Below are 22,306 nucleotides of genomic sequence, written 5' to 3'. Positions count from 1 at the left end.
CGGTCAGTTCCTGGGAGGTTACGGTGAGTTCGCGGCTTGGCCGGGCTCGTCGGCACGAGGCGGCGCCCGCTCCCCCGACGGGTGGTCAGTGCCGCGGGGCGGGCGGCAGGTGGAAGCCGACCTCGGCGCCGCCGTCGGGGGCGGCGGTCGCGAAGACGGTGCCGTGGTCGGCGGCGACGAGGTCGTGGACGATGGCGAGGCCCAGTCCCGAGCCCGGGGTGGCCTGGGTGCCGGCGCCGCGGTAGAAGCGCTCGAAGACGGCCTGCCGGTCGCCGGGGGCGATGCCGGGCCCGTGGTCGCGCACGGACAGGCGGGTGCCGGTGACCCGGATCTCCACCGGAGTGCCCTCCGGGCTGAACTTGACGGCGTTGCCCACCAGGTTGTCCACGCAGCGTTGCAGTGCGCGCGGGCGGGCGAGCACCGGCACCGGGCGCTCGACGGTGACGGCGATCTCGCGGCCGGTACGGCGGTGGAAGCGCCGGGCGCTGTCCTCGGCGGCGGCCGGCAGGTCGAGCGGCTCCGGGTCCTCGGCGGTCTGCCGGTCGGTGGCCAACTCGACCAGCTCGCGCACGATTTCGTCGAGCGCGACGGTCTCGGTGACCAGCGTGGCGAGGATCTGCTCCTCGTCCTCGGGGGCGAGCCGGCCGCGGGCGCGCTGGAGGAGTTCGGCGCAGCCGCGCACCGAGGTCAGCGGGGTGCGGAGCTCGTGGCTGGCGTCCTGGACCAGGCGCTGCTGCTGCTCGCGCGAGCGGCGCAGCGCGCCGACCATCGACTCGAAGGCCCGGGTGAGGCCGCCGACCTCGTCGCGCCCGGCGGCCGGCAGCGGGGTGGTCAGGTCGCGGGTGGTGGTGATGTGCTCGGCGGCGCGGGCCAGGCGCCGCACCGGGCGCAGGATCCGGCCGATGACGAGCCAGCTGAGCAGGGCGCAGGAGGCCGCCGCCGCCGCGCTGGTGACGGTGATCCGCCGCAGGAACGCCTCGTCGACCTCGGCGGCCCCGGCGTAGGTCTGGCCGACCATCACCGCTCCCTGCCCGTCCGGGCGGGCCCGGGTGAGGACGCCGTAGGGGGTGCCGTCGACGGTGACGTCCTCCTGGTGGGAGCCCTGCCCGGTGCGGGCCACCTCCAGGGCGCGGGCCGAGACCGGCAGGGCGGGGCCGCCCGGGGCCAGCGGGCGTGCGGTGCCGTCGGCGGGCAGCAGCTGTTCGACGGTGTCGGGCCTGGCGGGCGGCAGGCGGCCGAGGTCCAGGGCGGCGAGCACGGTGTGGGCGCGGTCCTGGAGGCTCCGGTCGAGCTGGTCGGAGACCAGGGTGCTGACGCCCCGGTAGGCGGCGGTGACGGGCACCGCGATCGCCAGCAGGACGGAGGCGAGGACGACGAGGCCGATCCTGGTGCGCAGCATCAGGCGGTCCTGGCGGTGTAGCCGACGTTGCGCACGGTGTGGATCAGCCGGGGTGCGCCGCCTTCCTCGGTCTTGCGCCGCAGGTAGCCGACGTAGACGTCGAGCGAGCGCGAGTCGGTGTCGAAGTCGTAGCCCCAGATGCGCTGGTAGATCTGGTGGCGGGTCAGGACGGTGCCCTGGTTGCGCAGGAGCAGTTCCAGCAGGTCGAACTCGGTCTTGGTCAGGTCGAGCCGGCGTGCGCCGCGGTGGGCGAGGCGGGCGGCGGGGTCCAGGGCGAGGTCGGCGAGGGCGAGGCGGGCGCTGCCGGTGCCCTCGCCGTCCTCGGGGCGGGGCGGCTCGGTGCGGCGCAGCAGGGCGCGTATCCGGGCCAGCAGTTCCTCGGTGGCGAAGGGTTTGGCGAGGTAGTCGTCGGCGCCCGCGTCCAGCCCGGCGACCCGGTCGCCGAGCTGGTGGCGTGCGGTGAGGACCAGGACGGGCAGGCGGTCGTCGCGCCGGCGCAGCATCCGGCACAGCGCGAGGCCGTCGAGGCGGGGCATGACCACGTCCACCACCGCGAGGTCGGGGCGCCGGTGTTCCAGGAGCTCCAGGGCCTCCTGGCCGTCGGCGGTGGTGAGCACCCGGTAGCCCTCGAAGCGCAGGAGGTGGTCGAGGGTGCTGCGGACGCCGGGGTCGTCCTCGACGACCAGGATGGTGCGCCGGGCGGTGGCGGTGGGATCTGTCATGGCGTCATTTTCGCTGGTGGGGGGCGTGGTCATGCCGGTCGGGGTGGCGGGTCGGTCAGCGCGGGACCCTGGGGGGGCGGGCCAGCGGCAGGGCGGCAGGGCGGCAGGAGCGGCGGGCCAGCGGCAGGGCGGGCGGGGCGGGTCAGCGGAAGGGGCTGGTCAGCGCGGGACGGGGACGACGGTGACCGGCGGGACGTGCGCCAGGCAGGAGGTGTCGCCGACCTCGCCGGTGCGGACGAAGCGGCTGGAGATCTCCAGGGCGCAGCCGGTGGACTCCATCTCCGGAAGGTGTCCGCTGTTGGGGACCGAGACGAACGCGCTGTGGCGGAACTGGGCCGCCGACTGGCGGGAGTTGACCTCGGAGGTGTTGGTGTCGAGGTCCCCGGAGAGCACCAGGACGGGCACGTCGGGCAGGTCCTTCAGGTCGGTCGGCTGCGGGCGGGCGGTGCCCCGGCGCGGCCAGTTCAGGCAGTTGTCCCCGCCGTCGGTCTGGCCCTCCGTCCAGCCCTGGGGGCTGAAGGCCCCGAAGTCGGCCGGGTCGGCGGCGGCCAGGGCGGCGCGGTACTGGCGGCGGCGCTCCGCCACCGGGGCGTCCGGGTCCCAGGCGCGGACGTAGTCGTTGCAGGTGACGGCCAGGAACGAGGCCTGGTCCTCGGTGCCGGTGCCCTCCATCTCGCCGCGCACCAGGGCGGTCAGCGGCCCCTCGTCGCCCACGGCGAAGGCGTGGAGGGCGGCGGGCAGGGCGCCGAGCAGCCCGGGCTCCCCGGGGTGCAGGCCGATGCCGCGGGTGGCCGGCTCGTACATCAGGTTGGCGAGCTTGTCCTCGGTGAACAGCACGGTGCGCCGCTCTCCGCCGACCGTGCCGGTGACCTTCAGCGGGCGGGTGCGCAGCCGTTCGGTGACGGCGGCGAGGTCGTGCAGCACGGTGTCCGGGTCGCAGGCGCCGCTGCGCTCGCAGATCCGGCGCAGCGTCAGGGAGACCTGCTGGGCGCCGGCCCGGGCCAGGGAGTCGAAGGCGATCGGGTAGGCGCCGGAGAGCACCATCTTCTCGACCCGCTCGGGGTGGCGGTCGGCGTAGACCGGCATCAGGTAGGTGCCGTACGACAGGCCGTACAGCACCAGCTTGGGGGCGCCCAGGCGCTCGCGGGCGGCGTCGATGTCGTCGGCGGTGGCGGCGCTGGTGTAGCCGCGGGCGCGCGGGCCGAGCTCCTCGGCGCACTCGGCGACGGCCTCTCGCTGACCGGCCCGCGGGGCCCAGCGGTACTCGGCCTCGGTGACGTCGCAGGGCAGCCGGCCGGAGCGGCCGGTGCCGCGCGGGTCCAGCAGCAGCACGTCGTAGTCGTCCAGCACCCCCTGCAAGGCGCCGGCCACCTGCTCGGCGCGGTCGATCATGGTCTCGCCGGGGCCGCCGGGGTTGAGCGCGACGGTGCCCAGCGCGGGGCCGGGGCGGCTGTGGCGCACCACCGCGTAGCTCACGTCGATGCCGCCCAGGCGCGGCTCGTCGGCGACCAGCGGGCGGCGCATGGTCGTGCAGTCGACCTGGTGCCCGGGGACGGTCGGGCACCATGCGGGTCGGCCCTGGGTGTCGGCGGAGGAGGCCTGCGCGGCGGGGGCGGCCTGCGCGGCGGGGGCGGCCTGCGCGGAGGTGAGGGGCAGTGCGGCCGCCAGGACGGCCAGGGTCGCGGCCGCCAGGGTGGCACGCCTCTTCGCGCCGTTCGTGGTCTTGGTCCTGCTCGTGCTCGTCGTGGTCGTGCTCGTGTTCGTGCTCGTCGTGGTCGTGCTCGTGTTCGTGCTCGTCGTCATCGCCGTGCCCTCCGTGCGTCCTGCGGTCGGTGTGGGTACGACTGTGCCGGGCGCCCGTCAGCCGCTCGGCAGAGCGACGGCAAAGGCGTGTAAGAACCCGCAGGAGACGTGCCCACCCAAACCGATCCCCCGGCGGCTCTGCCGGGTGGCGCGGGGTGCCCCTGTCTGTTTGGATCTTCGCGGCCGAAGATCGTCTTTGCCGCCGCCGACTACACCAGGGGAGCATGCCAGCCATGGCAGACGTCCGAGTCACCTATGACGAGACCGCGAACGCGGCGTACGTGTACCTCACGGATCCGCAGGTACGCACGAAGTCCTCGTACACGTATCCCTGTGATCCAGCGGGGGGCGACGGCATGATCAACCTCGACTTCGACGAGCACGGGCGCCTCATCGGCATCGAGGTGTTGGCGGCCGACTCCAAGCTTCCCGAGTATCTGCTCAAGTCATCCGAGCGCCTGGACGCCGGAGACGCACGAACGGATTGAGCACGAGGGCGACTCGCGCTGCGGGGACGAAGGGGCGGCATCCCCCGGCGGCGACCGCCGCGCTGGGTACGATGTGCCCTCCGTGACGCAGGAGTTGGGTGGGGCGAGTGGGGACTTCCAGCGGGTACCGGGTCGGGCCGGCACCTCGGAGAGCGGCCGCATCGCCATCCGGGCAGCCCTCTGTCACGCCGGGGAGGGCCGAGCGCTCCTACCTCACGGGCGCGGCGATCACCTTCCTCGCCGGTGTGCTCTACGCGGTGGGACGGCTGTGGTCCGCGACCGACGGCCGCTTCGACGACATGCCGCTGGGCAGGCTCCTGTTCGTCGCCGTCCTCCTCGTGCCCGCCGTGGCGGCGAGCTTCGTCCTCGCCCTCGGCGGCGGTTTCCTGGCGATGGCGGTCACCGTTCCGGCGCGCGCCGGCGTCTCACTGGCGCGTCGGACAGGGCGGAGGAACGCCCGTACACCCGACTGCGGGAGTGTCGAACCACAGCGGTAGGACCCGTCAGCCTCGTGGGCCCTCCTCGCGCCACTGCGCGCGGTAGGGCTGCACCTCGCCGACGCTCGGGTGCCGCACGGCGTCCAGCCCCTCGTCGGAGAGGAGATCGGCGATCAGGGCCGGGGGGCCGAAGACCTCGGTGGCGCTGAGGTCCCAGTTGGTCACGACGAACCACGACGACCTCTCCACGGGCCACCAATGGGCGGGGAACTGCGTGCTGACGGCCCCATGGAGCGAGGCGCAGGCCTCGTGGTGGGCGGCCGCCTCGTCCAGCCGTCCCCGGCGGGCCGGGACCGGGTAGCCCAGGCACTCGATCGCCGCCTGGGCCCAGTAGCACTCCGTCCGCGTTCCCTCGGGGCTGTGGCGCGCGAGGACCTCGATCAGGCGGTCCAGGCTGTCGCGGTCGATCTCGCCCAGTCGCGGCCGCTCGAAGCCCTCGGGCAGGTCCAGCCCGGCGAAGACCCTGGAGGAGGGGGTGTACGGCCAGTCCTCCAGGCGCTTGCCGACCTGGGCCAGCACGTCGTTCCACCGGACCCGCTCGCCGTCGACCCTGGCGGTGTGCAGGACCCAGCAGCGGTCCGGGAAGGCGTCCTCAGGCTCGTGGCCCAGGACGGCCTCGCCCGCTTCCAGGACCGGACGCATACCGCCCAGCGCATGGCCGTCCGCCAGCAGCTCCACGACGCCGTCCCCCCTCGACACTCAGCCCGTCAGGTGCACGCACCGCGACCAGGAGAGGTTGGACCAACTCACCCGAGCCGACGTCGACTCCGCCACATCGGCCCGCCGCCGACCAGGCCGGGCGCGGGCGCCCGGGCCACGGTCACCCGAGGTCGAAGGTGTTCGGCAGGCCGAGGCGGTAGCGGCCCTCGTCGACCAGCTTGAGCGGCTCCAGCTCCGGCGGCCGGAACAGCCCCCAGATCCGGCAGCGCGCGGCCGCCGAGCCGTCCGCGTCCAGCAGGGCGTTGACGGCGCGCCGGGCGGACTCGTTGGCGCCCTCCATGGTGGCCAGGTCGACCTCGGTGCGGACGTAGTCGCCTGCCAGGAAGAAGTTGCCCACGGCGGTCGCGGCGGACGGCCGGTGGTAGAGGGTGCCGACGGGGTGGACCAGCAGCTGCTCACGGTTGGCGGGCGCCGGCCCGCCCAGGCCGGTGACGGCCGGGTCGAGGAACCACGAGTGCACGTCCTCGTCCGCGAGCCACTCGGCGCCCGGCCGGTCGAAGGCCCGCCGGCACTGCGCCCACACCTCGCGGGCCACCTGCTCGCGGGTGCACTCCCTGGCCGTCCTGCCGTAGAGGATCCCGGGGCGGTCCCAGTCCGAGACGCAGACCGAGAGGCAGTCGCGCACCGTTCCGTCGCCGTAGGCGGCCGCGAAGTCCCGGTCCCAGAACTGCGCCTGGTGAACCGTGGTGAGCGACCACGGAGAGTCCAGGCAGACGGCGTGGCCGTGCACCATCCGCACCGGACGGCGCAGGTAGAACTGGATGCCCGTCATCCAGTCCGTCTCGATCGCGTCGCACCGCGCCAGCTGGGGATCGGCGGCACGCAGCCTCGGGCCCCAGGTGGCGCGGGCGTGCTCGACCGGCAGCGCGCTGAGGTAGTAGTCGGCCCGCACCGTCTCGCCCCCGCCGCCGCCGGCCGGCGCCACCCGGACCCCGGTGATCCGGACCCCGTCGTACAACACCTCCCGGACCTCGGTCCCGGTGCGGAACTCGACGCCCAGCGAGGACAGATGGGCCACCCACGGGTCGATCCAGGCCTCGCTGGTGGGGCCGTTGAGCACCCGGTCGGGCTGTCCGTCGACGCCGCGCCCGAGCAGCCCGTTCAGCAGGAAGGCCTCGACGACGGTACGGGCCACCGTACGGGTGCTCGCCCGCTCCGCCCGCGTCGCGACCAGGTCCCGGGTCAGCCCGACCCCGAGGAGGCGCTGGTAGTCGTGGGACATCCGCTCGGCCCTGATGAACTCCCACCACGGCACCCGCTCCCACTGCTGCTCGCGGCGCAGGTCGCAGCTGGTCAGGTGGACCAGGAGCCGGTCGACGAAGTAGAGCAGCTCGTCTGCGGGCAGGTGCAGCACCTCGTCCAGCGCGCCGGCCAGGGTCCGCCGCAGCGCGTCCGGGGCGAGGTCGCCCAGGTTGAGCGGACGGGTGAGGGTCTGGAACGGGAGCAGCAGGCCCGGGCGCGGGGCGTCGTAGGCCAGCAGCGCCTGGGTGGCGTCGCGCAGGTTGTCGTGGACGCCGCCAGGGTTGCCCGCGTAGGGGATGCGGCGCAGGGTGTCCGGCAGGTTGCGGTAGAAGCCGGGGAAGAACCGGAAGCCGTGCTCGCCCGGCAGTGCCCGCCGGCCGCCGGTCGCGCTGCCCGGCACGTCCATGCTCCGGGCCTTGCCGCCGAGCGCGGCGTAGTACTCGTACACCGTCACCCGGTAACCGCGCTCGGCCAGTTCGTGCGCCGCGCTCAGGCCGGAGACCCCGCCGCCGAGGACCGCCACGGCCGGCCCGGAGCCACGGCGGCTGCGCGGGAGGCCGGAGAGCCCTGGGAGCCCGGCAGCGGCGCCCGCCCCGGGCCCGAGGGCGAGGGCCCCGCCCAGCGCGGCGGCGCCGGCCAGGAAACGACGCCGGGTCCGCCCACTTCCCGCTGTTCCCTCGGCCAACCCCATGCTGCGCGCACCTCCGGCTCCTGGTCGCCCGTGCGGTGAGGGCGACCCCTCGGTGTGCAACGAACGGGCCCGGTGCCGGTCACGCCGGTGCGCCGCCGGTTCCGTCCGGGGGCGAGCCGACGAGCGACTTCCGGAGCTGCCTGCCACCGGCGGTGCATCCGCGCCGGGGGCCCGCCGAAGGCCCCTGCGAGGGCGACCTCTGCCTGACCTGCGCCAAATTCGTCACGACACCCGAGTGCGCGCCACGGCTGCGGGCACGACGCGAAGTCGAGCAGACCCTCGCCCGCGACGCCGCCGAACGCGGCTGGGTCCGCGGTCACTTCCCCAGCTCTGCCCTCGCGTCACCTCGTCGGAGAACTCACCCTACGGCTCTGCTGTAGGGTTCCACGGACTCGTTGGCAATGGGTCCCTGCGAAGAGAGCGTTTCCGGGGACTGGTCAGCAACAGCCGGGCGGGCTGACCATGAGCAACCTGCCTGGTGAACGGCCTGCTCGGTGGTGTCCAGAGGGCTTTCGAGGAACCTTTCACCGCCTGGACGACTCGGCCTGCTCTGATGCTTCATGACTTTGCATCACCTTGAAACTCCCCCGGATCCGGATCGTCTTGGGGGGATCGCCCCCCAGGCGTCCGACAGCCTGCTCCCCTGACGTGTCCCCGCGCACCGGCGTGCTCACGGCGTCCTGGGGACTACGCGGCCGGATGCCGTGGGGGACGCCGCCGTCGTACCGTCCGTCGTATCGCCGTCGGCGCCAGCCCCACTCCCACGCTCAGGACGACCGTCGCTGCGGCCAGCAGGGTGGACCGCCAGGGCCAGGACGGGCCCGTCAGCTCCAGATGGGCCGAGGGGTACTCGGAGAACTTCGCGGTGGCCAGCGCCGTACGGCGGTCGCTGTGCTCGGCGAGGTCCCGCAGAACGGGATCGAAGCCGAACTCCCCGGGCCGTCGTCCCCCGTCGGGCAGTTCGGCGGTGAGCCCGTTGCGGCGGGCCCAGCCGCTCAGCGCATTGCCGAGGCCGGAGGGGTCCTTGACGCCGGGCACCACGAAGCGGTCCACCCCGTGGACGTCCTCGTTCGCCGGCCGGGTGACGAGGACCAGGCCGTGGCGGGTGGTGACGGTGTCGCCGGCGCCGATCACCACCGTCCGGGTGGCGAAGGAGACTCCGCCGTATCCTTCGACGGCCGCGGCCGCGTCGATCTCCTCGATCCCGTCGACCAGGCCGATGGCGGTGGTGGGGCGCAGCCACGGGAACGCGGCGTTGAGGGCGTACGGCAGGTCGCCGGGGGCGAGGTGGTTGGCCGGTATCGCGGTCGGTCCGTCCGGAGCCCAGCCGGGGTAGGACAGCCCGGTGCCGATACGGGTCGCTTCCGCCCCGCCGATCAGTTCCTCGACCACCCGCAGGGCGCCCACGGTGCCGGAGGTGACGCCCGCAGTGGTGGTCACCCGGTCGTCCTCGACGTAGCGCTGCCCGCGCTTCCAGTTGACCTTCGGGTAATCGCGTTCCAGGGAGCCGATGTTGGACCAGAACGACGTGGCGTCGCGGTCGTCGAGCAGACCGGAAGCGGCCAGCAGCTCGGAGCCCGCGCACACCCCGAGGATCCGGGCGCCCTTGCGGTGGCGTTCGACGATCCACCGGCGCAGGCTTTCCTCGCCCGCGCCAGTGGGGTCGGTCACCGCGGGCACGACCACCACGTCGGGTTCCGGCAGGGTGCCGTCCGCCACCTCGGCCAGCGTGTGGTCGGGCAGCAGATGGGCACCGCCGGACAGCGGGGCGACATGGCGTTCGGTGGCCACCGTGTAGACGAACATCTCCGGCGACTCGGCGAACACCTGGTAGGGCGCGAGTACGTCGGTGGCCACGGAGCCCGCGTTGCTGACCGCGACCGCCACCGTGATCCGGCCGTCCGGAACCGGCCGGGCGGCCGGCCACGCCCTGGCGTCGGATCCGCGGGGGGCGGCGGCGAAGCTCTCGGCCATCGACGCGCGCACCCCCGCGAAGGCGATCCCCGCGAAGGAGGCCGCGGACAGCGCCGTAGCCAGCAGTGCCCAGCCGACACGGCGCAGGGCCCGGTGCCCCTGGCGGACCTCGGAACTCACCTCGGACAAGACATACCTCACAATCCGGGCACTGATCGGCAGCGTGGTGCCGTCGGCCCTCGTGGAAACGGGAAGAGCGGGGGAGACCGTGGGAGGGAAACCGCCCTCACACAGGGGGCCTGGTCTGTCAGGCGGACGGCCGCAGAGGCGCGCGCAGCCGCGAGGGCGGGGAACCGAATGCGGCGGTCACCACCCGGCGCAGCTGCCGTGCGTCGCGGAAACCGCAGCGGATCGCGACCGCCTCCACCGTCAAGTCGGTACCGAACAGCAGGGCGCGGGCCCTCTCCAGCCGCAGTTGCCGCTGGTAGGCGAACGGGGTGATGCCGGTGACCACGGTGAAGGCCCGTGTCAGACCGCGTGGGGACAGCCCGGCGACGCCGGCGAGTTCACGCAGGGTGAATGCGGCGTCCAGGTGCTGCGCCAGATGGTCCTGCACCCGGTGCACCGCGGGCTGGATATGGTTGCGGTGCCGCAGGAACGGACTGATCTGTGCCGTGTCACCGTCCCGCCGCAGATACAACACCAGTTCGCGCGCGACTCCTGCGGCCAGTTCCGGGCCGCGGTCCCGTTCGACCAGGGACAGCGCGAGATCGATCCCCGACGAGATGCCCGCGCTGGTGCTGATCCGCCCGTCGTGGACGTAGAGTGCGGCCTCGCGCACCCGGGCCCGCGGGTACCGGTCGCGCATCGCCGAGGTGAGTGACCAGTGGGTCGTGCACGCCCTGCCGTCCAGCAGTCCCGCCTCCCCCAGGACGACGGCGCCGCTGCACACCGACGCCACCCGGGCGCCCGCGTCGTAGGCCTCGCGCACCCAGCGCACCACGGCGGGAGTCACCAGCCGGTCGGATCCGGCCAGCCGGGGCCCCGGTACGAGCACCAGGTCACCGGCCGTCGGCCGGATCGTCGGCAGCGGTGCCAGACCGGCCAGCCGCAGGCCCTGGGCGGACCGCAGAGCACCCGCCTCGGCGACGTACTCCAGCCTGTAGCCGCCGCCGAGGTGCGCCGCGGCATCGAAAACCTGTACAGGACCACCGAGGTCCAGCAGATTCACCTCGGGCAGCACCAGTACCAGTACCCGCCCGGTGCACCCGTTCGTCTCCTCGCTCACCCCGCCACGGTAGACCGGCACGGACTGCCCGCACGAGGTCCCCCGAGGGCCGCCAGCGGACGGATCTGGCACTTGGGAGCACCGGACGGACAGGCTTCGACGTTGCCGTATCAGCCGCCCGTCACGAGGCCGGCGAGACCGTCCACGGCACCCGTGCGACGTGGTCGTACGTACGGTGGTCGGGGGCGTCCTCGACGGGCGGGAACGGCCAGCCCTGGGCGGTCTCGAAGGACTCCTGCTCGGGGCCCTCGGCCCCGCACACCCGGCCGTCCTCGTCCTCCGAGAGGCACTGGAACCGGTGCCTCACCGGGGGCAGGTCGGGCTCGTCCGCGGCGCGGCTCTGCGTCCAGTCCGTGAAGCGCCAGACCTTCCGGAGGCGCGGGGTCGTCCTCACGCGGGGCGGGGAGATCGTCCAGGTGCTGCTCGATCGGGGCGCAGCCCGGGTGCGCGGGCGCCGGGCTCGCGGGGGTGTCGGTCATGGTGTTCCTCATTCGAAAATCCAGCGCCAATCGGCGGCGCGGCGGTGCCGCAGCTCCCGGGTGCGTTCGCGCAGGAGCCGCATGGTGTCCGACTCGGCGGGTTCCAGGGGCGGCGGACCGCCGCCGACCTGCACGGCGCCTACCGTCCCCGGGTCCTCCGGCAGCAGGCCCTCCGCCGCCGGGTCCTCCGGCGGCAGGGAATCGGGCTCACCCACGCCCACCACCCCGGGGGTGCTCACAGTACGGCGCGTGGCGCTCCCGCAGCACGCGAACGTCGCTCAGGCGTGAGACGTCCCGGTACCAGTGGCCGGTCGCCGGGTCGGTGGCGCGCAACGCCGCGCACGCGATCGCGTCCAACTCCCGGCACCTGGAACACTCCTGCACAGGCATCGGATCCTTGTCTGCACCGGACCGGACCTCGGCGTCAGTCTGCATCGCCGTCCGCCTCTCCGGCTGCCCTCGCCGCTCGGCATTCGGCGTCGGGGCAACGGCAGCACGGGGGTTTAGGGAACGCCGGGGGGTTCATTCGTCGCTCGGCCTCGCCTTCCAGGTAGTCCGCCCGACAAGCGGCCAGGAGTTCGACGACCCTCTTCGGAACCTCGCGTCTGACGACAGCGCTCATCACTAGCCTCCTAGGACTCCGCCAGGCTGTAGCAGGACATAACGCTACGCATTCGAGGCGTCACGCGATACTCTGTGCCGGTGTCCTAGTTCACTCATGAGTGACAGTCAGGAAAGGCGATCCTTGATGGCTGCCCGCAACACGTTCTCGAAAATCGCCGACCACTACCGGCAGCAGATACTCACTGGAGAACTCGACGCCGGGACCAGACTGCCGACGCAGCGTGACATGTGTAAATCGTGGGGCGTGTCCGCCGCCACGATGACCAGGGCTCTCCAGCAACTCGTCGTCGAGGGCTACCTGTTCACCTCGCCGCGCGGAACGTTCGTGGCCGATGAGCCCATCGTCGCGGCGTCCGGCCGTGACCGGCTGCTCCAGGTCCAGCGAGTCCGCTCCAGCCTCATGGAGCACGAGACGTGCGTCGTGACCGTGGCCGAACTCAAGGTCCCCCCGCTGTACGTCCAGGAGCTTTTCGGGCTCGATCCCGGTGACCAGTTGGTGCGACGCGAGTTCGTCACCGGCAGGGGCAGGCAGCGGACCATGTACCAAGGGGTCTACTACCCGGCCGAGTTCGCCGCCCGGATCCCCGACCTGCTGAGCACCGCGCCGGGGAAAAGCGCCGGGCTCCTCGGTCGCATCCTCGAAGCCACCGGCCGGACCATCACCCACGCGCGCGACGACATGCACGGCCGGACCGCCAACCAGCGCGAAGCCTCGGCGCTGGGCATCCCCACCGGCGCCGCGATCCTCGCCGGAGTCCACCGCTGGTCGGACGAACAAGGCGTGATCGAGTACGGCGAGTGGTGCATCCCGACCAGATACACCATCGGCTACGAGTACAGCGCCTGAGGCCCGCCCTGAGCACTCGTCCGGCCGAGACCGCCGGCATCGCACTGATCGGGTCGGGATCGGTCACCGCGCACGGGACCCCCGGGCCCCGACCCGCTACGACACGCCAGTGCGCGCGGCGAACTCACGCACTCCGGCCACGGTCACCGGTGCGTACAGGAGGTCCGCCGTCAGCGCCCGCAGGGCGGGTCGGCACACCTCCTCCGGGGCGACCTGCTCGGTGAACCGCAGGGCGGCGAACGTACGGCGATGGTCGCCGAGGCGGTGCCACATGCGGGCACAGTCCGTGCCGTACCGAGCCCGGCGCTCCGCAGTCGGCAGCCGCCCCGCGGCGATCCGTGCCGCGTACGGCACCCCCTCGTCCGGGGTCCCCAGGGCGGTGTGCACGCCGACCCAGTACAGGTTGGCCTGCGCGCTGGTGGCGTCGACCGTGAACAGCTGCGACCGCGGTCGAGTGGCGGCGACGGCCAGGCGGCTGACCGCTTCCTCGGCTCCCGCCATCAGCTCGACAGCGTCCGCACGGCGCTGCCCGCACGCCGCCGTGTAGGCCGCCGTCATCAGCAATGTCGCCGCCACCGCCCGGGAGGTGCCGCCCGGGCCCTGGTCAAGCGATCGGGCCGTACGACGCAGGAGGTCGACGGCGGCGGCCGGCCGACCGGCACGCCGCATCGTGATCGCCAGGACCCGTGCTGCCTCGCCCTGGACCACCGGGTCGCCGCTGGCCTCGGCCGCGGCCAGGGCCCGGTCCGCAGCCGGCCACGCGATGTCCGAGTGGTGCGCTTTCAACGCGAGCTCCGTCGCCAGGACCCAGGCACGGGCCACAATCGCATGCGCCTCCTCCCGGACCCGACCGGACGACGCATCCCGGGTCGCCTGGGCCGCACCCAGCAGGCCGGGCAGAGCAGCGGCGAGATCCTCGTACCGGGCCGCCGTGAACTGCGTGTGCGCCGCAGCCAGGGACCGGCCGAGCTGCTGCAACGGCACCGGTGCCGACGCCGTCGACTCGTAGAGCGCCCCGATGATCCGGGCCGACGCGTCCGGTCGGGTCGCGGCCGCGGCCGTCGACGGGACCACCGAGGCGCCGGCCGCCGCCATGCCAGCCACGAGCAGCTGCCTGCGGAGCATGGCATCCTCCTGATCCGGGGTCATATCTCGTGCCAGAGTATCCGCTCCAGCCAGGCCGAGGGCATCAAGTCGCAGGCCCAGCACCTGAACGATGACCGCGAGCGGCTGGTCGGCCGGGCGCAGCAGGCCAGCCTCCACCCGGCTGATCGCGGATGCCAAATAGCCGCATGTCCGGCCCAGCTGGGCCTGCGTCATCCGCTGTGCGCACCGGGCGGCCCTGATGGCCGTCCCGAGTCGACGCTGATAGGACACGACGCCCCCTCTGTCCACACGGGGCCGCCACCGTACCGACGGGAACGTACCCGTGGACAGGGCGCGCACGGCGTGTGCGGAGCACGCACACGGCGTGCGGAAGCCCCGTCCGTGCCTCCCCAGGCGGCCACCGAGCGGGTTGTCTGGGAAGTGCCCCGGCCGGGCGCATCCCCATCCCGATCCTCACCGGAGGAGCGTGCGTCATGAGTGCAGCCCTGCTCGACCGTCCCGAGACCCCGAACGCGGCCCACGACAACCCTCAGCCCGGTACCGTGCTGAACAGCCACCGAACCGCGGCCGCCATGGTGTGCCCCGTCTGCGGATCGGGTGCCACCTATCAGACCATGGACGGCCGGTGGGGCTGCACCCAGTGCGGCTCGACCTGGGCCTGAGCTAGAGGAGGCCGGCAGCATGCCGCTCTGCACCGAGTGCCAAACCGCGGACGCAGCCATCGAGGACATGGACGTCGATCCCCCTCGGCCCTGGTGCCTGGCGTGTTCCACCGCCCTGGTGGCCGCAGGTGACCCGGTGCTCAACTACCGGCCTGTGACCGACGAAGCAGCCGACTACTCACGTACGCTGACCGCTCGCAGCACCGCGGTGCTGCCGTTCGGATAGCCCTCGCGAAACCGACGATGCGCCCCGCCCGGCGGCGGCCGGGCGGGCCGTGTTGCGGGGGCGGTGGTTCAGGGTCTTTGCTGGAACTCCTGAACGGACTGCTCGTCCCTGAGGACCGCATTCCCTGGTGAGGGCCAAGTTGTCCGATATCGGCCAGCCTCACCATCACGCCGGGATGGGCGGGGGCCACGGCGGCTGGCCTAGGTTCTGCGCCACCCCTCGGAGCATGCCTCCAGCGCCCAGTGGGGCCCACGGACTACCCACCAGAGCAGACCAGCGGCGCGAGGGCGGCGCCGAGGGCAACGGCCCTGGACGGCCAAGGCATTGGTCTGCACGATGTCGGTCACTGCATGCTCTCCAGTCCGCTCGACTGACCCCTGCGCGTGCAGGAAAGACACACACCTCTCCCCCGAAGGGGGTCGGTGTGACGGCTGACCCCTGCGCGTGCAGGGAAGACGGTGTCGACGGCCCGTGCGCTGGACCCGCCGGCCGGCTGACCCCTGCGGGTGCAGGGAAGACCCCAGCTTCAACGTGTGGGGCGCCCTCGGCGGCGGCTGACCCCTGCGGGTGCAGGGAAGACCCTTTGCGACCTGGGGCGATGTGGCGGCTTTGCGACTTCTTTACGCGTTGGTGATGAGATGTCAAAGGGCTCGCGGAGCGTCCTATGCGCCTGGCCGCATCTCCGGAGATGTATCCGCCAGCCCAGCATGCACGCGCCAGCGCTCGGCCGGTCAGGGTTTGCGGTGCCTCCCCGTCGGCTTCTTCGGGGGCTGGGCGGCCGGCATCGGGATCACCCCGTCACCGTCGATGCCGTGGAGGAGGCGCTGCGCGGCTGCGTAGTCCAGGGCGATCGCCTCCGGCACCCACTGGTAGCCGTCCCAGCTAGAGACGAGCCGAGGTGCGTCCTGGTGGAGGTGAGCCGAGGCGGTCTCGTGACCGATGGTCAGCGCCTTGCGTTCGCCGACCGGCCTACGCCGGGCATCCCGTCGCGCGGCCCACTGCTCCAGCGATTCGCCCTCGTCGTCCACCTGGTCCTCCTCTGTGGCGGGGTCGCCCAGCCTAGCGGCGGACAGATCGGGAGCAGCCAGCTCGGGCCACTCAAGGACGACAAGGAGACCCCGGGAGGTGGCTGGCCGGCGGCTGGCCTCTGCGGGTGCGAGGACGACCCCCTTCCCGACGTCGACGGCCGACCCCTGCGGGTGCGGGGAGGACCTTCGCGGCCTGGGGCGATGGGGTGGCTTTGCCATTTCTTTACGCGCGTGTGTCGAATGTCAAAGAGCTTGCGGAGCATCCTATGTGCCTGGCCGCATCTCCGGAGGTGCATTCCCCGTCCCGCACCCTCCGCCGCCCGGATCAGGCGGTCGAGCGTGCGGGCGTCGTTGGGGAGCGGGTCGTCGAACTCGTGGGAGCGCGTGCGGACGGCGTCCACCACGCGGCGCAGGAGCAGCTCCATGCTGTTGGCGGGCGGCAGCCGGTGGACGTGGGACCGTCAGCGTCGGTTCGGTGTCCGGCGACAGGGAGAAGGGCGCGCGACGTCCACCGCTTCCTCCCCGGGGGTGGACTCCGCCCAGGTGCGCGGCCGCTACCTCGGGATAGAGGCAGTCCACGACCACGTCGGAGCCAGAGGCTGCCCTGGCGAGGTGGACAGCCCGGTGAGGGCGATGAGTTCGTCGCCGTAGTCGGGGATGCCGGCCGGTCACACGCCAGGCGTCGAGCGCGGGCAGGAAGCCGGGCCGACGGCGGACCACGAAGTCCTCGACGACGAGGCGGTCGAGGGCCCTGGTCAGCAGGCAGGTCAGCGCGTACCCGACGCTCTGGACGATCGGCTCGGCGCCGTTGTTCATCGAGGTGTTGTGCAGCACCGGCACGCCGATGAGGTCGCCGAAGCGGGTGACGAGGCGATGGCCCCGCTCGTTCCCCCTCCGGGGCAACGATCTGGAGTCTGGCGGTGCTGTCGAGGTGGGTGACGGCGTCGAGCGCGTCCCGGTGTTCGGGCGCACCCGTACCACGAACGACATGAAGTCGTGGTTCGCGGCGGTGTCGGTCAGCTCGAAATAGGTGCCGGCGGCCTCGGGCACGGCCATCGGGGCGAAGGGCCGGAAGCCCTCCCGCTTATTGATCATCGCGTTGATCCGGATGCGGTAGCCGGCCAGCCGGGGGCGGCCTGCACGGCGGCCAGGCTGCCGGAATCGCGGACCACGGGGGTCCGGTGACCCGGGCGGCTGACCGGCCCGGCGGCCGACGCCGGGTCACAGATCGGCCACGAACCTGTTGTGACCGGCCGGTGACTCGATACGGTCGGCGGACACCACACCGTCCCAGGGGGGGACCATGCGTACCCGTACCACCACCACAGCCGTCATCGCTGGTCTGGCCGCTCTTGGCCTCGCGGCCTGCTCCAGCTCCACCTCGTCCGCCGGCGGCACCAAGGCGTCCGCGAGCAGCACGGCCGCCGCCCAGCCGGCCTCGGCGGCAGCCGTGCCCGCTGCGCCCGAGGCCCCGGCACCCGCCGTGACGACGGCGCCCGAGGCCGCCGGGGCAAAGCCGAGCGGGCCGCCGCCCAAGCCGGATGCCGCGACCACCTCCGCCTACATCGCGGCGTTGACGGCCATCGATCCGGAGATCGTCGGCGAGAAGCCGGACCGGGCGGTCAGCCGCGGTCGCGACCAGTGCACGTCCGTCTCCGAGTGGCCGACGGACCAGGCGAAGCTCGTCGACCTCGCCAACAAGCGGTTCACCTCGCCCAAGCACCCGGAGGGCTTCGGGTCTGAGAAGGCGGCGAAGATCCTGGCGGCGGTCCGCAAGCACATCTGTCCCACGTACTGACCGGCCGGAACGTGGGCGCGGTGATGCGGATCGGCCACCGGCCGGCCCGGAACCACCGCCCCAGCGGAGCCGGGTGGCTCTACGGCTACAGGCCCGCCCGCGTCAGCAGCCGGTCCATGTGCTCGACGGGAAGGTACGGCGAGGCGCCGACGGTCTCCGCGATGCGCTCCGAGGCGTCGGCGAGGAGGCGCAGCAACGACGGGAGCGGGAGGTTGCGTGGGCCGCAGCCGTGAGGCGGACGCGTTCCTCGGCATCGTGGGCCAGCTGCTCGGCGAGTTCCGGGGCAGGTCGCAGGTCCGGATCGCGGGGTGCGAGCGAGCGGAGCCGGGGCTCGGGGTCCGTGGCGAAGCGTCGCAGGGTCGCCGGCGGGAACGGTAGAACCCCAGCCTTGTCCCACCGGAGCGTGAGCTTGTCCCGTCTGCGGCGGTAGCGGCGCTCGATGTTCTCGGCGGTCGCGGGATCGGCCGGGTGCGGGGCGGTGGCTGCCGTGGTGAGGCGGACGACCTCCTCCTTGTCGTCGAGGAACCGGGCCACCGCTTCGGCAGGAATTGCCTTGCTCGCGGCCGCCGACGGCCCAGAAGCTGACGTAGGGCGAGTCGACATGCGGGCAGCGGATCGGCCGCGACCCACGGCAGGCGCAGGGGCCGCAGTTCCGTGGGTGCGGCGGAGTTCAGGTACCACTGCAAGGAAAGGATCCGGATCATCGATGAGCCGCTCCAGCATCTCGCTCGGCGCGGTCTCGGCACGGATGACGAGCGCGGACCGCACCCCGCTGTCCCGATGGGCGGCCAGACGGACGCGGAAGCGGTCCGGCAGCCGGTCGTTGAGCGCCAGGCTGTGCAGTAGCCAGCCGTCGCCGGTCGCGACGATCTCGGAGACCATGGCCTCGGTGAGGTCCGGACGCCGTGCCACCCGCCCCAAGCCATGCCGCCATGCGAACAGCCGCCGGATCATGGGGCCGGCGGCAGTGCGGGATTCATCGCCAACCCGTACATCACGTGGTCGTGGTGAGGTGGAGTCAGCGCGTCGGCGTCCAACGCCGCCAGGATGACCGGCGGGCTGCCCCGGCAGGCCCCCTCCGGCACCTGCCCGGTGCCCGCCGTGCCGGTCGGCTGTCAGGGGGGACAGCGGCCTGCCGGTGGGATGTGAGCGGCCCCCGGGACGGTGGGGACTGGGCGAGGCCGACCGTGAAGGCGCGGGCCCGCCCGCCCCTCAGACCACGTCGAACGTCCGGGAGCCCGCCATGCCCACCACCTCCTCCGCGCCCTCCGCACGGTCCGTCCACCGGCTCCCGCAGTGGGACGTCCACCGGCTGCCCCGCGCCGACGGGAAGCGCTTCCTGGTCACCGGCGGCAACGCGGGCATCGGCTACTTCGTCGCCGAGCAGCTCGCCGCCACCGGCGCCACGGTCGTCCTCGGCAGCCGCGACCGGGCGAAGGCCGAGGCCGCGATCGCCTCCATCGGCTCGCGCGTCCCCGGTGCCGAGGTGCGGCACGTGCCCCTGGACCTGGCCGACCTCGCCTCGCTCAGGGCCTCCGTGGACGCGCTCGGGTCCGACCGCCTCGACGCGGTCGTGCACAACGCGGGGGTGGCGCTCGACCATCCGCCGCGCCGCGAGACCACGGGCGGCCACGAGCTGATGTTCGCGACCAACCACCTGGGGCACTTTGCGCTGACCCACCACCTCGCCCCCCTGCTCGCGGCGACCCCGGGGAGCCGGGTCGTCACCACCGGCAGCTTCGCGGCCAAGTCCGAACGCCTGGACCTCGACGACCTCCAGAGCGCCCACGACTACCGGCCCAAGCGCACCTACTCGCGCTCCAAGCTGGCCCAGATGCTCTTCGCCCTCGAACTCGACCGCCGGCTGCGTGCCGCCGGCAGCACGACGACGAGCGTGCTCGTCCATCCCGGCGGCGCGCTCGACTCCCTGACGCCCTCGCGCCCGCCCATCCATGTCCGGACCACCGGCGAGCGGCTGAGCCGCCTGCCGCTCGGCCTGGTCGTCCAGGGCAAGGACGCCGCCGCCTGGCCCGCCGTGCGGGCCGTGCTCGACCCGGGCGTGCGCGGCGGTCTGATGCTGAGCCCCCGGGCGTTCGGGCTGCGCGGTGCGCCCAGGGTCGAACCGCTCTGGAACCACCTGACCGATACGACGACCGCTGCGCGCCTGTGGGAGGCCAGCTGCGAACTGACCGGTGTCGAGCCGACGTTCACCGCGCCGACGGGACTCCGTGAGATCGAGGGCCAGTGAGCCCCCGTCCGTGAGCCACCCCCCGGCTCCGGCCGGAAAACCGGATGACCGGGGGCCGCGTCCGCTCCGCGCAGCGCAGTGGATCCGCCGCCTCCCCCTCGTCCGGCCGGGAGAGGGACTCGGCGCGGTGCCACGAACGCCGGTCGGGTGCCGTCGGCGGATCGTGGCCGCCGCGAGGGGCCCCGTGGACGCGACGGCGCTCTGCGGGCGACACCACCGTGTACGCCGCCGAGCGCACCGGCGGGTGCCGGAACCACGGCTGCCCGCCCGGTTCGATCAGTTCGCTTGCCTCGGCCTCCGGTCCGGCCCGCAGCCCCACGCCCAGAAGACCGGCCGCCCGCCACAGCGGCCCGGGATCCCCAGGGGTTCGGTGGTCGCCACCAACAGCGGGCGTCCGGGCGTCCGGGGAGAGCCGAAAGGCCCGTTGCCGGTAGCTCTGCTCGATCCGGCCGGCCGGGGAGAGCGGCGTCGGGAGCCGAAGCCGCCCGCCAGCGCGGCGGGGCCGAATCGGCGCGGCAGCTCCAGCAGCGCCAGCGGATTGCCGCGCGCGCCTCGGCGAAGGTCCGCTCCCCCGCCTGGCCGCGAACGCCAGCGCCTGCGCGTCGTCCACCACGCACACCACGGCCCTCTCCTGCGCGGCATCGGACAGCGGCCCCGACAGGGCCGGGCCGACGGCGAAACGGCTCGGCGCGCCCCCTCGCCCAGCGCCAGCGCCACCGACAGGTCGCCCGCCGCGCGGCGGGCGACCGCCCGATCCGCTCGTGCAGCGGGCGGGTCACCTGGTGCACGGCGGGCGTACGCGAAGCCAGCCTCGAACTCCGCCCCGTGCGCCCGCGCGGCAGTCGCACCCCCGACAGCCCGTCGGTGACAGGGCGCGGCGACGTCGTCCTGCCGGTACCTGCCTCACCCCGCGACCGCCGCCCCGCCCCGGCCGTCCCGCGCACCGGCCGGCCCCCGCACCGGCCAACGGGTCGACGAGAAAGGCCCGTTGAGCGGGCGGTGGGTACTCGGAGACCTCGGCAGTTCCCCCTCCTCCCCGGCGGCGCGGATGCTGGGGCGGGCCAGCAGGGGCCGCTTGGGGCTGGTCGGTGCCCGTGCGTCGAGCCCGTGCGTCGAGGTCGGGCGTCGAGGCCGGGTGTGGGGGCGGCCGATGGCCCAGGGCATGGGCCGCCGACCGCCCCCGGGGTGGAGCGGGCCGACAAGGAGCGGGCCTATAAGACGAGGGGGTCCTTGGCCGGGGGGTGGGCCTCCGGGGCCGTGGTGCTCAGGGCGCGGGCCTCGCGGTCGAGGGCCAGGTGGAGGCCGACGGCCAGCATGGGGATCGCGGCGAGTGCGAACCCCCACTCGATGTCCCAGCCGACCAGCAGGCCCATGGCCGCGATGGAGAGCGGTTCCAGCGTGGCCCGGGGCAGTTCCATCACGCTGCTGACCCGGCCCAGTACGTCCGTCGGGGTCCTGGTCTGGATGAACGTCGGCAGTGCGACGTCGCTGGAGTACGCGACGCCGATCCCCAGCAGGGTGAGCACCAACGCCGCGCTCCACACGCTGGGCAGGAAGCCCAGCAGCACGAAGGCGGTCCCCTCGCAGAGCGTCATCCCGATGATGAGCAGCCCCCAACGGCGCGGCAGCCCGGTGAAGACCGCGCCGATGGTGCCGATCAGCTGCCCCAGTCCCCAGGCGGACAGCAGGACGCCCAGCGCGAGCGAGCCCTCGGGGAAGGTCTTGGCCAGCGCGGGAAGCCCCACGCTGAACAGGCCGCTGTAGCTGAGGGCCGCCGCGCCGATCAGCAGGAGGACGGTGCGGATCTCCCGGCTGCGTCCCGCGTAGCGGAGCCCTTCGACGATCTCCCGCCGGATCACCGTGAGGGACTTGGCGGGCTCGTCGGCCTCGCCCGCCTGCTCGGAGGCCTGGGCGGACGGCTCCTTGCGCGGTGAGCCGAAGACCGTCAGGGCGGCGAAGAAGAAGGTGAAGGCGTTGAGCAGGATGGTGGTCGACGTCCCCACCGCGCCCACGAGGGCGCCGCCCAGGATCGGGCCCAGCAGCCGGGCCCCCTGCTCGCCGAAGCCGACCAGCGCGTTGCCCCGGGCGAGGTGCTCGGGCGGCAGGAGGGAGGGGATGATGCTGCCGGCGGCCGGCCAGAAGAACGCTTCGGCGATGCCGGTGAGCGCGCCGAGGGCGTAGAAGTGCCATGTGCTCACGTGGTCCGTCAGGGCGATCAGCCCCAGGGTGGTGACGGCGAGCCCCCGGAGCGTGTGGGAGCAGAACATGACGGCGCGCGGGGAGAACCGGTCGGTCACCGCGCCGCCCACCAGCATCAGCACGCCCCGGGGGACGGCCTGGACGAGCAGGATCGTGGCCAGCGCGGTCGTGGACCCGGTCTCGTTCAGGATCAGCCAGATGAAGGCGACCTCGAAGCTGTAGTCCCCCACCAGGGAGACGGTCTCGCCCAGCCACACCCGCCGGAAGGGCCGGTGTTTCAGTGGCTGCCGCACCTTGTCGAGCATCGACTTCCTCTCTGCTTCT

Annotated in this window: 20 protein-coding genes; 7 read left to right on the top strand and 13 right to left on the bottom strand. The window is 73.3% G+C overall.

Features of this window, described 5'->3' with window-relative positions:
• Positions 1-85: 85 nt before the first annotated feature.
• From ACZ55U_RS11540 to ACZ55U_RS11530, 3 genes are all read right to left on the bottom strand, one after another.
• Positions 86-1,399, bottom strand: a complete 1,314-nt coding sequence (locus ACZ55U_RS11540) for a sensor histidine kinase (RefSeq protein WP_465524974.1) — start codon at positions 1,397-1,399, stop codon at positions 86-88.
• Entirely contained in the window at positions 1,399-2,121 is a 723-nt protein-coding gene (locus ACZ55U_RS11535; protein ID WP_465524972.1) for a response regulator transcription factor, read from the bottom strand. The genes ACZ55U_RS11540 and ACZ55U_RS11535 overlap by 1 nt, the downstream gene beginning before the upstream one ends.
• 159 nt (positions 2,122-2,280) lie before the next feature.
• Complete coding sequence (locus tag ACZ55U_RS11530; RefSeq protein ID WP_465524970.1) at positions 2,281-3,924, bottom strand: alpha/beta fold hydrolase; 1,644 nt, start codon at positions 3,922-3,924, stop codon at positions 2,281-2,283.
• Between the two features lie 233 nt (positions 3,925-4,157).
• On the opposite strand from ACZ55U_RS11530, the gene ACZ55U_RS11525 reads away from it, so the two are divergent.
• The gene (locus ACZ55U_RS11525; protein WP_465524968.1) at positions 4,158-4,412 is read left to right on the top strand and encodes a DUF2283 domain-containing protein; all 255 of its coding nucleotides are present in this window, start codon (positions 4,158-4,160) and stop codon (positions 4,410-4,412) included.
• A 245-nt stretch (positions 4,413-4,657) separates the two neighbouring features.
• A complete protein-coding gene (locus ACZ55U_RS11520; protein ID WP_465524966.1) occupies positions 4,658-4,909 on the top strand; it encodes a hypothetical protein in 252 nt (83 codons plus the stop codon).
• A 6-nt stretch (positions 4,910-4,915) separates the two neighbouring features.
• Here ACZ55U_RS11520 and ACZ55U_RS11515 read toward each other — a convergent pair whose 3' ends face one another.
• From ACZ55U_RS11515 to ACZ55U_RS11490, 6 genes are all read right to left on the bottom strand, one after another.
• A complete protein-coding gene (locus tag ACZ55U_RS11515) occupies positions 4,916-5,587 on the bottom strand; it encodes a hypothetical protein (protein ID WP_465524964.1) in 672 nt (223 codons plus the stop codon).
• Between the two features lie 142 nt (positions 5,588-5,729).
• Complete coding sequence (locus tag ACZ55U_RS11510; RefSeq protein ID WP_465524962.1) at positions 5,730-7,562, bottom strand: hydroxysqualene dehydroxylase; 1,833 nt, start codon at positions 7,560-7,562, stop codon at positions 5,730-5,732.
• Between the two features lie 687 nt (positions 7,563-8,249).
• Positions 8,250-9,656 (bottom strand): DJ-1/PfpI family protein, encoded by a 1,407-nt coding sequence (locus tag ACZ55U_RS11505; protein WP_465525205.1) that lies wholly within the window; start codon positions 9,654-9,656, stop codon positions 8,250-8,252.
• A gap of 127 nt (positions 9,657-9,783) precedes the next feature.
• Entirely contained in the window at positions 9,784-10,764 is a 981-nt protein-coding gene (locus ACZ55U_RS11500; protein WP_465524960.1) for a GlxA family transcriptional regulator, read from the bottom strand.
• A 121-nt stretch (positions 10,765-10,885) separates the two neighbouring features.
• Positions 10,886-11,158: a DUF7848 domain-containing protein gene (locus ACZ55U_RS11495; protein ID WP_465524958.1), complete on the bottom strand. Its 273-nt coding sequence runs from the start codon at positions 11,156-11,158 to the stop codon at positions 10,886-10,888.
• Between the two features lie 93 nt (positions 11,159-11,251).
• A complete protein-coding gene (locus ACZ55U_RS11490) occupies positions 11,252-11,458 on the bottom strand; it encodes a hypothetical protein (protein WP_465524956.1) in 207 nt (68 codons plus the stop codon).
• 533 nt (positions 11,459-11,991) lie between these two features.
• Here ACZ55U_RS11490 and ACZ55U_RS11485 point away from each other — a divergent pair.
• Entirely contained in the window at positions 11,992-12,714 is a 723-nt protein-coding gene (locus tag ACZ55U_RS11485) for a GntR family transcriptional regulator (RefSeq protein WP_465524954.1), read from the top strand.
• A 96-nt stretch (positions 12,715-12,810) separates the two neighbouring features.
• Here ACZ55U_RS11485 and ACZ55U_RS11480 read toward each other — a convergent pair whose 3' ends face one another.
• A complete protein-coding gene (locus ACZ55U_RS11480) occupies positions 12,811-14,034 on the bottom strand; it encodes an XRE family transcriptional regulator (RefSeq protein WP_465524952.1) in 1,224 nt (407 codons plus the stop codon).
• A 260-nt stretch (positions 14,035-14,294) separates the two neighbouring features.
• On the opposite strand from ACZ55U_RS11480, the gene ACZ55U_RS11475 reads away from it, so the two are divergent.
• Positions 14,295-14,483, top strand: coding sequence for a hypothetical protein (locus tag ACZ55U_RS11475; RefSeq protein WP_465524950.1), 189 nt, complete (start codon positions 14,295-14,297; stop codon positions 14,481-14,483).
• A 19-nt stretch (positions 14,484-14,502) separates the two neighbouring features.
• Positions 14,503-14,709 (top strand): hypothetical protein, encoded by a 207-nt coding sequence (locus ACZ55U_RS11470; RefSeq protein ID WP_465524948.1) that lies wholly within the window; start codon positions 14,503-14,505, stop codon positions 14,707-14,709.
• Positions 14,710-15,440: 731 nt separating this feature from the next.
• Here the strand turns inward: ACZ55U_RS11470 and ACZ55U_RS11465 are convergent.
• Both ACZ55U_RS11465 and ACZ55U_RS11460 read right to left on the bottom strand, forming a co-directional pair.
• Positions 15,441-15,737: a DUF6087 family protein gene (locus tag ACZ55U_RS11465; RefSeq protein ID WP_465524946.1), complete on the bottom strand. Its 297-nt coding sequence runs from the start codon at positions 15,735-15,737 to the stop codon at positions 15,441-15,443.
• Between the two features lie 264 nt (positions 15,738-16,001).
• Positions 16,002-16,862: a carbamoyltransferase C-terminal domain-containing protein gene (locus tag ACZ55U_RS11460; protein ID WP_465525203.1), complete on the bottom strand. Its 861-nt coding sequence runs from the start codon at positions 16,860-16,862 to the stop codon at positions 16,002-16,004.
• Between the two features lie 178 nt (positions 16,863-17,040).
• Here ACZ55U_RS11460 and ACZ55U_RS11455 point away from each other — a divergent pair, with 178 nt between their 5' ends.
• Together ACZ55U_RS11455 and ACZ55U_RS11450 are read left to right on the top strand one after the other, a co-directional pair.
• Positions 17,041-17,535, top strand: a complete 495-nt coding sequence (locus ACZ55U_RS11455) for a hypothetical protein (RefSeq protein WP_465524944.1) — start codon at positions 17,041-17,043, stop codon at positions 17,533-17,535.
• Between the two features lie 1,243 nt (positions 17,536-18,778).
• The gene (locus ACZ55U_RS11450) at positions 18,779-19,783 is read left to right on the top strand and encodes an SDR family NAD(P)-dependent oxidoreductase (protein WP_465524942.1); all 1,005 of its coding nucleotides are present in this window, start codon (positions 18,779-18,781) and stop codon (positions 19,781-19,783) included.
• A 1,211-nt stretch (positions 19,784-20,994) separates the two neighbouring features.
• On the opposite strand, the gene ACZ55U_RS11445 is transcribed toward ACZ55U_RS11450, so the two are convergent.
• The gene (locus tag ACZ55U_RS11445) at positions 20,995-22,287 is read right to left on the bottom strand and encodes an MFS transporter (RefSeq protein WP_465524940.1); all 1,293 of its coding nucleotides are present in this window, start codon (positions 22,285-22,287) and stop codon (positions 20,995-20,997) included.
• Positions 22,288-22,306 lie beyond the last annotated feature (19 nt).

The organism is Kitasatospora sp. NPDC034533, assembly GCF_055575155.1.
Note: the sequence above shows the minus strand (reverse complement) of the source record. Positions and strands in the feature narration are given on the sequence as shown.